Below are 14,343 nucleotides of genomic sequence, written 5' to 3' on the forward strand. Positions count from 1 at the left end.
TGAGGAGTTGCCAGCCGTGATCCGTACCCACAATGCCGGAAGCCTGCGCGCGACGGACGCCGGCTCGACGGTGACGCTGGCCGGCTGGGTGGCCCGCCGGCGCGACCACGGCGGCGTCATCTTCGTCGACCTGCGCGACGGCTCCGGCGTGGTCCAGGTGGTGTTCCGGGAAGAGGACGCGCACGCGCTGCGCAACGAGTTCTGCGTGAAGGTCACCGGCGAGGTGACCCGGCGCCCCGAGGGCAACGAGAACCCGGAGCTGCCCACCGGCGACGTCGAGGTGACCGCCGCCGAGCTGGAGGTGCTCTCCGAGGCGGCGCCGCTGCCGCTGCCGGTGGACGACCAGGTCGAGGCCGGCGACGACATCCGGCTCAAGTACCGCTACCTGGACCTGCGTCGCAGCGGCCCGGCGAACGCGCTGCGGTTGCGCTCGCGCGCCAGCCACCTCGCCCGGGGCGTGCTGCACGAGCGCGACTTCCTGGAGATCGAGACGCCGACGCTGACCCGCTCGACGCCGGAGGGCGCCCGCGACTTCCTGGTGCCGGTCCGGTTGCAGCCCGGCAGTTGGTACGCGCTGCCGCAGTCGCCGCAGCTGTTCAAGCAGCTGCTGATGGTCGGTGGCATGGAGCGGTACTACCAGATCGCCCGCTGCTACCGCGACGAGGACTTCCGCGCCGACCGGCAGCCGGAGTTCACCCAGCTCGACATCGAGATGTCCTTCGTGACCGAGGACGACGTGATCGACCTCGGTGAGGCGATCGTCTCGGCGCTCTGGAAGGACCTGGCCGGGCACGAGATCAGCCGGCCGATCCCGCGGATCACCTGGCACGACGCGATGGCCCGGTACGGCTCCGACAAGCCGGACCTGCGCTACGGCGTCGAGCTGACCGAGCTGACCGACTACCTGCGCGGCACCGAGTTCCGGGTGTTCGCCGGCGCGATCGACGCGGGCGGCTACGTCGGTGCGGTGGTGATGCCGGGCGGCGCGTCGCAGACCCGCAAGGAGCTGGACGGCTGGCAGGACTGGGCCAAGGCGCGCGGTGCGCGGGGCCTCGCGTACGTCGTGCTGGACGCCGAGACCGGCGAAGCGCGCGGGCCGGTGGCCAAGAACCTCTCCGCCGAGCACCTGGGCGGGCTCGCCGACGCGGTCGGCGCCAAGCCGGGCGACGCGGTGTTCTTCGCCGCCAGCGCCACCACCCGGGAGGCGCAGGAGTTGCTGGGCGCGGCCCGCGTCGAGATCGCCAAGCGGGCCGGCCTGATCGACGAGAGCGCGTGGGCGTTCTGCTGGGTGGTCGACGCGCCGATGTTCGAAAAGACCGACGACGGTGGCTGGACGGCCGTGCACCACCCGTTCACCTCGCCGAACGCCGAGTGGGTGGACCGGTTCGAGGAGGCCCCGGACCGCGCTCTCGCGTACGCGTACGACATCGTCTGCAACGGCAACGAGATCGGCGGCGGGTCGATCCGTATCCACCGGGGTGACGTGCAGAAGCGGGTCTTCGACCTGCTCGGCATCACGCCGGAGGAGGCGCAGGACAAGTTCGGCTTCCTGCTGGAGGCGTTCAAGTACGGCGCTCCGCCGCACGGCGGCATCGCCTTCGGCTGGGACCGGGTCTGCATGCTGCTCGCCGGTGCGGACTCGATCCGCGAGGTGATCGCGTTCCCCAAGACCCGGGGCGGCTTCGACCCGTTGACCGGCGCGCCGACGCCGATCACCGGCCAGCAGCGCACCGAGGCCGGCATCGACGCCAAGCCCAAGCCGGCCGCCACCCCGCACACCGGCACCGCCGGCCCGGCGGCTCCGGTGGCCGACCCGGTCTGACCCCACTCGCCCCGTCGTTTGGTTGATCAAGAGGTTTGCGTCATCATCGCCCGGCGAGATGACGCAGACCTCTTGATCGTCGACGGGGGAGTGGGCTGGGATGCGGGTACTTGTCGTTGGGGGTAGCGGTTTTCTGGGGCGGACCGTCTGTCGGCGGGCCGTTGACGCCGGGTGTTCGGTTGTGGGGACGTTCCACTCCGGTGAGATCGCGGTGCCGAATGTCGCCGCGCGACGGCTGGACGTGACCGACCGGGCCGCCGTGCGCGCGCTTGTCGCGCAGGTGCGGCCGGACGCCGTGGTGAGCACCCCCTACCGGTACGACGACTGGACGGTCACCGCCGACGGGGCCGCGCACGTGGCCGTCGCCGCCGCCGAGGTGGGCGTCCGGCTGGTGCACGTGTCCAGCGACGCGCTGCACGCCGGCCGCCCCTCGCCCTACCTCGACGACGACGTGCCCACCCCGATCCACGCGTACGGTGCCGCGAAGGCGGCGGCGGAGACCGCCGTGCGGGCGATCGACCCGGGCGCGGCGCTGGTGCGTACCTCGCTGATCGTGGGGGAGGGCAGTAAACAGATCCAGCTCTGCAGGGACGCGCTCGCCGGCCGGGCCGTGCTGTTCACCGACGAGACCCGCTGCCCGGTCGACGTCACCGACCTGGCCGACGCCGTGCTGGAGCTGGCCTGCTCGTCGTACGCCGGCCTGCTCAACGTGGCCGGCCCCGACGCCGTCAGCCGAGCCGAGTTGGGCCTGCTGGTCGCCGCGCGGTTCGGCCTGGACACGGCCGCGCTGAAGACCACCACCGGCGGTGCCGCCGGGGTGGTCCGCCCCACCGAGGTACGCCTGGACTGCTCCCGCGCCGCCGGTCTGCTGCGGACCCGGCTGCGGGGAGTGCGCGAACTACTGGGCCGCTGAGCACTCGATCCTCTGCATACTTCTTGTGCATACATGTTGTGCACAAGAAGTATGCAGAGTTATTGTGCATGCATGGCGAACGACGGAGAGACCCCGCGGCCAGCGCCGCGCGAGGTGCGAATCGACAAGCGGCAGGTCCGGGTGCTCGCGCACCCCCTCCGGATGCGACTGGTCGGGGCGCTGCGGGTGAACGGCCCCGCCACCGCCACCACGCTGGCCGAACTGCTCGGCACCAACACCGGCGCGACCAGCTACCACCTGCGCCAACTCGCCGAGGTCGGGCTGGTCATCGAGGACCCTGACCGGGGCAGCGGCCGGCAGCGCTGGTGGCAGGCCGCCCACGACGTCACCAGTTGGGAGCCGACCGACTTCGATGACGACCCCGATGCCCGAGCCGCGATCGAGTGGATCCAGGGCGACCAGGTGCGCCTGCTCGTCGAGCACGCCGAGCGCTGGTTCGCCACCCAGCACGAGTGGTCCCCCGCCTGGCGGGACGCCCTGGGCATGGGAGACATCTTCATGACCATCCCGCCGGCCCGGCTGGAGGAGCTCAAGGCGGAGGTGTGGCAGGTGCTGGAGCGGTACCACCGCGAGGCCGAATCCGTCGACCCCGTCGACCCGGAGGCACGCCCGGTGCAGGTATTCCTGGCCGCCTACCCGTTACGGGAGGGCCTCCGGTGAGCGCGCTGACCGTACGCCAGGTCCGGCACCGGTTCCTGCTCCTGCACGGGCTGCGCTGGCTGCCCAGCGGCCTGATCATTCCGGTGATGATCCTGTTGATGCAGGAGCGTGGCCTGTCGCTGTCCCAGATCGGGCTGGTCACCGTCGCCCAGGGGCTGGTCGTGTTGGCACTGGAACTGCCCACCGGCGGCCTCGCCGACGCGCTCGGCCGCCGGCCGGTCCTCCTGGTGGCCTGGATACTCGGTCTGGCCTCCCTGCTGATCTTCGCGGTCGCCGACTCGTTCGCGGTCTTCGTGCTGGTCTGGGCCCTGCAGGGGGTCTTCCGGGCCCTCGACAGCGGCCCACTTGAGTCCTGGTACGTCGACGCCACCCTCGCCGCCGACCCGGAGGCGAAGTACGAGCCGGGCCTCGGCTACGCCGGCACCGTCATCGGCGTGGCCATCTCCGCCGGCGCGCTGCTGGCGGGCGGCCTGATCGCGCTCGGCCCGATCGGACCGGTCAGCGCGCTCACCGTCCCGGTGCTCGTCGCCGCGGCTTTCCAGGTGGTGGCCCTGGCCGCCCTGCTGACACTGCTGCGGGAGGCCGGCCCGGCCCAGGGCGCTGGGGCGGTGCGGGCGTCGATCGTCGAGGCGCCGCGGATGGTCGGCCAGGCGTTCGGGCTGCTGCGCCGCTCCCGGGTGCTGCTGGCACTCGTCGCGGTGGAGCTGTTCTGGGGCTTCGGCATGGTCACCTTCGAGTCGCTGCTGCCGGTCCGGCTCGCCGAGGTGGTCGGAGATCCGGACCGGGCGGCGGCGCTACTCGGACCGGCGAACTCGGCGGCCTGGCTGGCCAGCGCGGCCGGTGCCGCCCTCACCCCGCTGCTGCTGCGCTGGCTGGGCGCCGCGCCCAGCGCCGCCCTGCTGCGCATCCTGCAGGGCGCGACGGTGGTCGGGATGGGTCTGTTCGCAGGCCCGGTCGGGGTGCTCGTGGCCTACCTCGCCTGCTACAGCATTCACGGGGCGTCCAACCCGGTGCACATGGGGCTGCTGCACCGCCAGGTCGACGGGCCGTACCGGACCAGCGTGATCTCGCTGAACTCGATGATGGGCCAGCCCGGCTTCGCGGTCGGCGCGGTCGTGCTCACCGCCCTCGCCGACAGAGTCAGCGTCACCGCCGCGATGCTCGTCGGCGCTGTCGTGCTCGCCGTGGCCGCCCCGCTCTACCTGCCGGCCTGGCGGGCCGGTCGCCGGCCCGCGGACCCGCCGGCCGACCCGGGCGTGGTTCCCGTGCCCGCCGAGCCCTCGGCCAGTCGCTGAAGCCCAACACCTCACCAGCTCGCCGGACCGCGCCTCCCGGCCGCCGCGACCCAAGGGGGTCGCGCGTACCGCTCCGGCCGTGAGGGAAGGGGGCCCTGCCGACGGCCGCCCGCACCGCTCTGGCCGTCGGCAAGGGACTCCTGCTGACGGCCGGAGCTACCGGCCCCGGCGCCTCGTCTCAGGCGAGGCGCACCGAGGTGAGGCTGAGGGTGCTGGTGAAGCCGAGGCGCTGGTAGAGCCGTGCCGCTCCGACGTTGTCCAGGTAGACGCCGAGCGCGACGGTGTCGTGGCGTGCCAGCAGCGCCCGGGTCATCCCGGCGGTCAACGCCGCGCCCAGTCCTCGGCCACGCTGGTCGGGAGCGACGGTCAGGCCGGCGAGGAACCCGACGTCGCCCCGGCTGCGGTCCGCGCCGCACGCCACCAGCCGGTCGCCGGCCCGGATGCCGTACCAGTCCACGACCTGGTCGTCGCCAGGGCGGGAGGTGCTGCTCGGGAAGGCCTCGTCGATCAGCACCTCCAGCGCCGGGTGGTCGGCCTCGGTGAGCCGTACGACCCGCTGCTCGTCCGGTTGCTCCGGCGGTGGCGTGTCGGTCCAGTGGAAGTCCCAGTCCGCGTGCCGGTCCACCGCCAGGCGGCCCGCCCGTAGAGCGGGATCGTGCCGGGGCAGGTGCAGCCGGTCCTGTGGGCGCAGCACCCCGTCGGCGACCAGCGCGACGCAGACCTCGATCGCCGGGCTGGCCGGGCCGACCGCGCTGGCGGCAGGCCCGTGCGGGGACGGCGACAGCCAGAGCACCGTGTCGTCGCGCCGGTAGCCGCTCGCTGGCGCGTCGAGCCCGAGCGCGTACCGGGCGTACGGGTGGTGATCGGTGGCGGCCAGGATGGCGGTCCGGTCGTGGAGCATCTGGTCGGAGATGATCATGGCGGTCAGCCTATGAAGCCGATCCACGGGCGACCGCTCCGGGTCGGGTGGCCGGGCCCGATCCACGGTGGAGATTGACGAGTCGACCGATTGGGTACATCACGCGCCGACCTACTGGGAACCCCCACCGGAGGACCGACATGCTCGCCATTCTCGCGGCCATCGTCTTTGGCTTCGCCCTGCTGCTCGACCTGCTCAACACCGACTTCGGCGCGCCGGACCTGTTCAACTGGAACACGCTCGTGCTGATCGGGCTACTCCTGCTCTCGCTCTACCTGGCCGGTGTGGGCAGCGGCCCGCGCGGCGGTGGCGGCGGCCGCTGGTACCGGGGTCGTCGCCCCGGCCGTGGCTGACCGGAACCGATCATCGGTGGCCCGGTCCGCAGCGCGATTCCGGCGTCGCGGACCGGGCCCGGTACTGTCGTCGTGATGGAGTCCGACGCCCTCTTCACCCTCGGTGTGCCCACCGGGTCGCGCAGCGCGCCCGAGGGTCCTGCCGGTGTCGACGGCTTCACTCCGGTAGCGGACGATTCGCCCCTGCCCGTCCGGATGCGCCCGGCGACCCTCGACGAGTTGGTCGGCCAGGACCACCTGCTCGCCCCCGGCGCGCCGCTGCGGCAGCTGGTCTCCGGCGGCGCCCCGCTGTCGGTCATCCTCTGGGGACCGCCCGGCAGCGGCAAGACCACCATCGCGCACCTGGTGGCCGGGGCCACCGAGCGCCGGTTCGTCGCCATGTCGGCGCTCTCCGCCGGGGTCAAGGACGTCCGCGCCGTCATTGAGGCGGCCCGTCGCCAGCGCCGCTCCGGCGGCCCGCAGACCGTGCTCTTCATCGACGAGGTGCACCGCTTCAGCAAGACCCAGCAGGATTCGCTGCTCGCCGCCGTCGAGGACCGTACGGTGACGCTGCTCGCGGCGACCACCGAGAACCCGTACTTCTCGGTCATCTCCCCGCTGCTGTCGCGGTGCGTCCTGCTCACCCTGCAACCGCTCGACGACAGCGCGGTGCGCGGCCTGCTGCGCCGGGCGGTCGCCGACGAGCGCGGCCTCGGTGGCGCGTTCACCCTGGCCGACGAGGCCGAGGACCACCTGGTCCGGCTCGCCTCCGGGGACGTCCGCAAGGCGCTGACCGCGCTGGAGGCGGCGGCGGCCTCCGCCACGGCGCTCGGCGTCGGGCGGATCGACCTCGCCACCGCCGAGCAGGCGGTCGACGTGGCGGCGGTGCGCTACGACCGGGACGGCGACGCCCACTACGACGTGGTCAGCGCGTTCATCAAGAGCATGCGCGGCTCGGACGTGGACGCCGCGGTGCACTGGCTGGCACGGATGCTGGTCGCCGGTGAGGACGCCCGGTTCATCGCCCGCCGGTTGGTCATCTTCGCCAGCGAGGACGTGGGCATGGCCGACCCCGGTGCCCTGGGCGTGGCCACCGCGGCCGCGCACGCCGTCGAGTACGTCGGGCTGCCCGAGGCGCAGCTCAACCTTGCCCAGGCGGTGATCCACCTGGCCACCGCCCCCAAGTCGAACTCGGCGACCACCGCGATCGGTGCCGCCATCGCCGACGTACGGGCCGGCCGGGGCGGCCCGGTGCCGCGCGGGCTGCGCGACGCGCACTACGCCGGCGCCCGTGGGCTGGGCCACGGCACCGGCTACCGCTATCCGCACGACGACCAGCGTGGCGTGGTCACCCAGCAGTACGTCCCGGACGACCTGGTGGGCACCGACTACTACCAGCCCAGCCCGCACGGGGCGGAGCGGTCGGTGGCGACCCGGTTGCCGCTGCTGCGCCGGATCGTGCGCGGCCTGCCGGCGCCGTCCGCCCGACCGGAGGCCCCGACAGCCGGGCCACCCGTAACGGAGCGGACCCCACCGGCGCTTGCGGGTGAGAACGGTCGCCCGATCACGGGCACGGGCGGTCCCGGCACGATGCAGGACAGCGGCACGGACGCCGCAGGAGAGGGTCAACAGTGAGATCGCGTGGTGCGGACCGCCCGGACGAGGGCCCGGACGAGCGGCGTGATCCCCGCGCCAAGGGCCGCCGCTGGGGTCGAGGCCGAGCCGAGGCGGAGCCGGAGGAGCCGGTATCCGGCGAGGAGTTCGGCTGGATCGACGACCTGCGCTCGGCCAAGCAGCAACGCACCGAGTTGGGCCCGGACGGTGCGCCGGCCGAGCCCGTGCCGCCGCGCGCGGGTGCGCCCACGGCGCCGGACGCGCCGCCCGGTCCACGCCGGGGCGACCCGGACGGCACCGGGACGCGTCGTCCGACTGACGGCCCCTGGCCGGGCGAGCCGCCAGCGGTTCGCCGCCCGGACGAGCGGCCACCGGCCGACCGTCCCCGCGCCACCGGTCCCGGCGTCCCCGCCCAGGGCCAGCCGGCGCCGCGCGGCGCGCAGCCGGTGCCCGGCACCGGTCCCCGCGCCGCCGGACCGCCGCTGGCGCCACCCGCCGCCCGCCCGGCCGGCGGTGACCCGGCAGGACCGCCCGGGCCGCGGCCTTCGTCCGGTGCTCCCGCCGGCGCGGCACGACCGCGTCCGGCGACGGCTCCGCCCGGCCCACCCGTGGGCCCACCGACCTCGGGCGCCCCGGCCGGTCGCCGCCCGGATGCTGCCGCGCCGGCTGGCCGGGCGGACGCGATGCCGCCGCTGCGCCGCCCGGACGCCGTCCCGCCGAACCGCCGCCCCGGGGCGGAGCCCACCGAGCCCGGCCGTCCACTGCCCACCGACGGCCCGCCCACGGGTCGGCGCACCGCCGGGCCCGTCGCCGGTCCGGCGCGCACCGCCGGGCCACCCGCCGCCGCTGGTCCGGCCCGGTTCGACGGGCCGCCGCCTGGTGTCGTACCGCCGGTCTCCGACGGCCCGCGACCCGACCCCGCGATCGACCGCGACCCGCGCGGGGCCCAGCGTCGTCCCGGCCCGGTCGATCCGGGGGCGCCGCAGCCACCCGTTCCCCCCCGCTCGGCCGCGGGCGGTCGCCGCCGCGCCGCTGAGCAGCAGGAGCCCGTGGTGCCCCGCTCGGGCAACGCGCCACCGATGCCTCCCGCGTCCGCCGCGCAGCGCGGTGCCGCGCAGTCCGGCCCGCTGCCGACCGGTCTCGCGCCGTCCGTCCCCGCACAGTCCGGCCCGCCGCCGACCGGCCAGGGGCAGCCCGGCCCCGCGCAGCCCGATGCCGCGCCGGCTGGTCACGCGCGCACGGGAACCCCGCCGGCTGGCCCCGCACGCCCGGGGGCCGCGCCCACCGACGGTGCCGGCCGCCGCCGGGCAGCTTCCGACGAGCAGGGCCGGCGCGCTCCGGCCGGCGCTGAACCCCGGGCGGACCGCCCGGAGCGACCGGCCGACTGGCTGCGTCAGGCCGGCCGGCTGCCGCACACCGACCCCGGCCTTCCGGTGGTCAACCGGCGCGGCGGCGGTGCACCCGCTCCGGTCGGCAACCGGCCCGCCGGGCGTCGTCCGGCGCCGTCCGGCGGCGACCTGACCGGCTCCACCGGCCCGCTCGCCGTGCCGGACCCGGCTGCGGACCGCACCGCCGGCCAACGGCCCGTCGGGCCACCACCGGATCCGGGCGCGCCCGCTCGCGCCGCCCGGCCAGGCCTGGCGGAGTCCACCGGAGAACAGCCGAGCGGTGCCGTGCCGCCGGTCAGCGGCGAGCGGCCCGCCGGCCGCCGGGGCGCTCCGGCGCCCACCCCGGATCCGACCGGTCGGCGCAGACCCCACGCCCAGCCCGGCGCCGACGCAGCGGCCGCTGCCCGGCCCGGCGAGCGCGGCGACGACCCGTACGCCGGTCCCGCTGGCGGCGTGCCCGGCGCGCCCGCCCGGGGCGGCGCACGCTCCACCCCGCCCGGCGGGCGGGCACGGGTCGGCCCTGGCGACGCGCCGATCGCCGGCGCCGGTCGCCGGGGCCCCGACGGCCCACCCCGCCCCGGAACCGACGTACCCGACCGGGGCGCCCCACGCCCGGATGGTCCGGCTCGTGCCGCTGTCCCGCCGGGTGCCGGCCCGGATGGCCCGCCCCGACCGCGCCCGGACGGTCCGGCTCGTGCCGCCGTCCGCCCGCCGGGCGCCGGGCACCCGCCCGTCGGCGTCGTTCCGCCCGGCGGCGAGCCCGGCGGCGGTCCCGGGTCGCCCGTGGCGGCGCGTGGCGGTGCCTCGCCCGTTCGCCCGGCGGATCGCGCCGCCGGCCGTGCCCTGCCGCCGCACCGGGAGCCTGGCCGTCCCGAGCCGAGCGGCGTCGCGCCCGTGCCGCCGCCCGGACGCCCCGGCGAGCCCGTCGGCGTGGCCCGTGCCGCCGCCGTGGTGCCCGCCGCGACCGGGCCGGCGGACCGCCCGATCCCCGAGCCAGCCGGCGGGGCCGCGCTGCGCGCGGCCAACCAGGACACCCCCGACGACGACGGGGCCGCCCCGGGCGCCCGGGGCGAGCTGCGCCGGCAGTTGCGCGAACGACGCCGGCTGCGGGCGGCGGTGCTGGTGCTGGTCAGCGTCGTGCTGCTCGGCGCGGTGCCGCTCTTCTTCGGCGTCCGTACGCTGAGCCGGGACCCGGTCTTCGACAACCTGGACCAGCTCAACGTGCCCGGCTGGGCCGCGACGAAGACGGTCGACGACGTCAGCGGCAGCCGTTGGTGCCTGCTCGACTGCCGGCTCCGTGAGCGCACCGTCACCTCCGACAAGTCGCCGGAGGAGACGACGACGGTGTACGAGACGGCGCTGCGCCAGGACGGCTGGCAACCGTGGAAGGTGAGCCGCTGCCCGGAGCAGGAGACCAAGGGCACCTACACCTGCTGGCGTCGGGACGAGCTGACCCTCGACCTGTGGGTGCGTTCGCCGACCTGCGTGCCACCACCGGTCGACGGCGAGCCGGCGCTCGTGCCGTCACCGGAGCCGTCGGCCGCTGCGGCGGAGTGCACCGGCTCGTTGGTGTCGGTGAAGGTGCGTAATGCGATCGACGACGAGCGGACCAGGCCGCAGCCCGCCACCGACCCGTCACTGACCGGCGAGGATCCGTTCCCGACGGTCAGTGCGGATCCGCTCGGCGACGTGACACCCTCACCGTCCTGAGCCGGTCTCCATCACGGACGGTAGGGTCTGGGGCTGGCGGGCCCGCCCGCGACCGTTGACTGGCGACAGTTCGGTGCGGGTACAAGGTGGTGCGTTCCGGGGACGTCGGGTCCGGCGGAACTCTGTATGAGGAGGACAGGCGTGGGCGACATTGGAGAGGTCGCGGCGCTGATCGCGGCGTCGGCGTTCGCGGTGCTGGTGCTCATCCTGACGCTGCCGATTCTGCGGCTGCGGCACACGGTTGACGCCACCACCCGGATGATCAACGACCTCAACGATCGGACCGCGCCGCTGCTCAGCGACGTGAACACCACGGTGAAGAACGTCAACACCGCGCTGGAGCAGGTGCAGACCTCGCTCGACGGCGTGAACCTTCAGCTGGCGAAGGTCGACACCATGACCAGCCACGCGCAGAACGTCACCGCCAACGTCGCCAACCTGGCCACGGTGGTCTCCGCCGCTGCCGCCAACCCGCTGGTCAAGGTGGCCGCGTTCGGCTACGGCGTGCGCAAGGCCGCCGCCGGCCGTCGGGCCGCCGAGACCGAGCGCGAGGTACGCGACACCATCAAGCAGCAGCGACGGGCCGCCCGGCGCGGCAACCGCTGACCAGCCGGCGCACCAGGAGGTAGCGAGACATGAGGCGCTTGTTCTGGCTCGGCATCGGCGTGACCGTCGGCGTGATCGTGGTCCGCAAGGCGACCCGGACCGCCCAGTCATACACGCCGGCCGGTATCGCCAGCACGTTGTCGGAATCCGCTGGCGGCCTGGTCGAGTCGCTGCGTAGCTTCGTGGAGGACGTCCGAATCGGGATGGCCGAGCGCGAGCAGGAGATCCACCAGGCGTTCGCCCAGGGCGAGGCGTTCGACGACCAGTTCGCCGAGCTGCGGGAAGACCCGCGGATCGGCGATCGAGAAATCTTTCCGGAGGAACACCAGCGATGAAGACGGCGGAGATCAAGCGGCGGTACCTCGCGCATTTCGAGGCGAACGGCCACGCCGTGGTGCCGTCCGCTCCGCTGCCCGCCATCAGCGATCCGAACCTGCTGTTCGTCAACGCCGGTATGGTGCAGTTCGTCCCGTATTTCCTGGGTCAGCAGACCCCGCCTTACCAGCGGGCGGTCAGCGTGCAGAAGTGCATCCGTACCCCGGACATCGACGAGGTCGGTAAGACCAGTCGGCACGGCACGTTCTTCCAGATGAACGGCAACTTCTCCTTCGGTGACTATTTCAAGGACGGCGCGATTCCCCTCGCGTGGGATCTGGTCACCAAGTCGCAGGCCGATGGTGGGTTCGGTCTGGACCCGGAGCGGGTCTGGCCGACGGTGTACCTGGACGACGACGAGGCGTACGAGATCTGGCGGTCGGTGGGTGTGCCGGCGGCGCGGATCGTGCGTCGGGGCAAGGCGGACAACTTCTGGTCGATGGGGATTCCGGGGCCGTGCGGTCCGTGCTCGGAGCTGTTCTACGACCGGGGTCCGGAGTACGGCCGCGAGGGCGGCCCGGCGGTCGACGAGGACCGCTACATGGAGTTCTGGAACCTCGTGTTCATGCAGTTCGAGCGGGGTCCGGGCACGACGAAGGACGACTACCCGATCCTGGGTGAGCTGCCGGCGAAGAACATCGACACCGGCATGGGCCTGGAGCGGATGGCCTCGATCCTGCAGGGCGTCGACAATCTGTACGAGATCGACGAGGTGCGGCCCATCCTGGACCGGGCGGCCGAGCTGACCGGTAAGCGGTACGGCGCGCACTCCGGGCATGTGGCCAGCGAGTCGCACCCGGACGACGTACGGCTGCGGGTGGTCGCCGACCACGTGCGGACCGCGTTGATGCTGATCGGCGACGGCGTGACCCCGTCCAACGAGGGTCGCGGGTACGTGTTGCGTCGGATCATGCGGCGGGCGATCCGGTCGATCCGGCTGCTCGGCTGGCAGGACCGGGCGCTGCCCGAGTTGCTGCCGGTGGCGCGGGACTGCATGGCGCCGTCGTACCCGGAGTTGGCGAGCGACTTCGACCGGATCTCGCAGTACGCGTACGCGGAGGAGGACGCGTTCCTGTCGACGCTGCGCGCGGGCACGACGATCCTGGACACGGCGATCGCCGAGACCCGCACGGCGGGCGGCAGCGCGTTGTCGGGTGCGAAGGCGTTCCAGTTGCACGACACGTACGGCTTCCCGATCGATCTGACCCTGGAGATCGCGGCCGAGCAGGGCCTCAAGGTCGACGACGAGGGTTTCCGCCGGCTGATGGCCGACCAGCGGACCCGGGCGAAGGCCGACGCGCAGGCCCGCAAGACCGGCCACACCGACGTGTCGGCGTACCGGTCGGTGCTCGACTCGGGTGGCCCGGTGACATTCACCGGGTACAGCGAGGTGGCCCGCGAGTCGCGGGTGCGGGCGCTGCTGGGCGGGTCCGGCCCGCTCCAGGCGGCGACCGAGGGCGAGACCATCGAGCTGGTGCTCGACACGACCCCGTTCTACGCCGAGGGCGGTGGCCAGCAGCCCGACCACGGCATGATCACCGTCGGCGACGGCCAGGTCGAGGTGCTCGACGTGCAGCAGCCGGTGCCCGGCCTGATCGTGCACCGGGCCCGGGTGGTCCGGGGCGAGGTGCGCGCGGGCGACACCGGCTACGCCGAGATCGACACCACCCGGCGGCGGGCGATCTCCCGGTCGCACACCGCCACCCACCTGGTGCACCAGACCATGCGTAACTTCCTCGGGGAGTCGGCGACCCAGGCGGGTTCGTTGAACGCGCCCGGTCGGCTGCGGTTCGACTTCAACACCCCGACCGGTGTCTCCCCGACCGTGCTGCGGGACGTGGAGCAGCAGGTCAACGAGGTGCTCCTGGCCGACCTGGAGGTGCACGCCTTCATCACGTCGCTGGATGAGGCGCGACGGATCGGGGCGATGGCGCTCTTCGGCGAGAAGTACGGCGAGGAGGTGCGGGTCGTCGAGGTGGGCGACTACGCCCGGGAGCTGTGCGGTGGCACGCACGTGGCGCGCTCTGCCCAGCTCGGCCTCGTGAAGATCCTCTCTGAGTCGTCGATCGGTTCCGGTGTGCGCCGGGTCGAGGCGCTGGTCGGCATGGACGCGTTCGGCTTCCTGGCCCGCGAGCACCTGTTGGTGTCCCGGCTGGCCGAGCTGTACCGGGTGCCCAACGACCAGGTCGCCGACCGGGTGGAGCAGACCGTCACCCAGCTCCGGGACGCGGAGAAGGAGCTGGAGAAGCTGCGCGCCCAGTTGGTGCTGGGTGGTGCGGGGGCACTCGCCGCGCAGGCGAAGGATGTGCGCGGGGTGGCGTACGTGGGCACCGAGGCGCCGGAGGGCGCGGCCGGCAACGACGTGCGGACCCTGGCCCAGGAGATCCGCGGCAAGATCGACCCGGCGCGGCCGGCGGTGGTCGCGGTGGCGGCCCGCGCGAACGGCAAGGCGTCGCTGGTGGTGGCGGTCAACGCCGCCGCGCGCAGCCGGGGCCTGGCGGCCTCGGATCTGGTGAAGGCGGCGTTCTCCGGGCGCGGCGGGGGCAGCCCCGACCTGGCCCAGGGCGGCGGGCTGCCCGCGGCCGAGGCACCGAACCTGCTCCTCACCGTCGAGAAGGCGATCACTGAAGCGTGATACCACGATCGTTGTCAGCCAGGGCGGACCGATTGGTCCGCCCTGGCTCGTCT

Annotated in this window: 11 protein-coding genes; 10 read left to right on the top strand and 1 reads right to left on the bottom strand. The window is 74.1% G+C overall.

Features of this window, described 5'->3' with window-relative positions:
• Positions 1–16 precede the first annotated feature (16 nt).
• The 4 genes from aspS to ABZ808_RS16205 all read left to right on the top strand — a co-directional run bounded on the left by aspS (position 17) and on the right by ABZ808_RS16205 (position 4,711).
• Positions 17–1,822, top strand: coding sequence for an aspartate--tRNA ligase (aspS, locus tag ABZ808_RS16190; protein WP_357006477.1), 1,806 nt, complete (start codon positions 17–19; stop codon positions 1,820–1,822).
• Between the two features lie 100 nt (positions 1,823–1,922).
• On the top strand, positions 1,923–2,735 hold the full coding sequence (locus ABZ808_RS16195) for a sugar nucleotide-binding protein (RefSeq protein ID WP_357006480.1): 813 nt from the start codon (positions 1,923–1,925) through the stop codon (positions 2,733–2,735).
• Positions 2,736–2,807: 72 nt separating this feature from the next.
• Entirely contained in the window at positions 2,808–3,416 is a 609-nt protein-coding gene (locus ABZ808_RS16200; protein ID WP_357006483.1) for a helix-turn-helix domain-containing protein, read from the top strand.
• A complete protein-coding gene (locus tag ABZ808_RS16205; RefSeq protein ID WP_357006486.1) occupies positions 3,413–4,711 on the top strand; it encodes an MFS transporter in 1,299 nt (432 codons plus the stop codon). Before ABZ808_RS16200 ends, ABZ808_RS16205 begins: the two co-directional genes overlap by 4 nt.
• Before the next feature lie 178 nt (positions 4,712–4,889).
• On the opposite strand, the gene ABZ808_RS16210 is transcribed toward ABZ808_RS16205, so the two are convergent.
• On the bottom strand, positions 4,890–5,630 hold the full coding sequence (locus ABZ808_RS16210) for a GNAT family N-acetyltransferase (RefSeq protein ID WP_357006489.1): 741 nt from the start codon (positions 5,628–5,630) through the stop codon (positions 4,890–4,892).
• Positions 5,631–5,770: 140 nt separating this feature from the next.
• Here ABZ808_RS16210 and ABZ808_RS16215 point away from each other — a divergent pair, with 140 nt between their 5' ends.
• The 6 genes from ABZ808_RS16215 (at position 5,771) to alaS (ending at position 14,290) form a co-directional block, all read left to right on the top strand.
• Entirely contained in the window at positions 5,771–5,983 is a 213-nt protein-coding gene (locus ABZ808_RS16215) for a hypothetical protein (protein ID WP_007458297.1), read from the top strand.
• A gap of 75 nt (positions 5,984–6,058) precedes the next feature.
• Entirely contained in the window at positions 6,059–7,597 is a 1,539-nt protein-coding gene (locus ABZ808_RS16220; protein WP_357006492.1) for a replication-associated recombination protein A, read from the top strand.
• A 2,378-nt stretch (positions 7,598–9,975) separates the two neighbouring features.
• On the top strand, positions 9,976–10,674 hold the full coding sequence (locus ABZ808_RS16225; RefSeq protein WP_357006821.1) for a hypothetical protein: 699 nt from the start codon (positions 9,976–9,978) through the stop codon (positions 10,672–10,674).
• Positions 10,675–10,815: 141 nt separating this feature from the next.
• Positions 10,816–11,280, top strand: coding sequence for a DUF948 domain-containing protein (locus tag ABZ808_RS16230; RefSeq protein WP_357006495.1), 465 nt, complete (start codon positions 10,816–10,818; stop codon positions 11,278–11,280).
• 29 nt (positions 11,281–11,309) lie between these two features.
• Complete coding sequence (locus tag ABZ808_RS16235; RefSeq protein ID WP_357006498.1) at positions 11,310–11,615, top strand: hypothetical protein; 306 nt, start codon at positions 11,310–11,312, stop codon at positions 11,613–11,615.
• Positions 11,612–14,290, top strand: a complete 2,679-nt coding sequence (gene alaS / locus ABZ808_RS16240; RefSeq protein WP_357006501.1) for an alanine--tRNA ligase — start codon at positions 11,612–11,614, stop codon at positions 14,288–14,290. The genes ABZ808_RS16235 and alaS overlap by 4 nt, the downstream gene beginning before the upstream one ends.
• The last annotated feature ends 53 nt before the right edge of the window (positions 14,291–14,343 follow it).

The organism is Micromonospora sp. NPDC047527 (genome assembly GCF_040643015.1).
Classification (GTDB): domain Bacteria; phylum Actinomycetota; class Actinomycetes; order Mycobacteriales; family Micromonosporaceae; genus Micromonospora.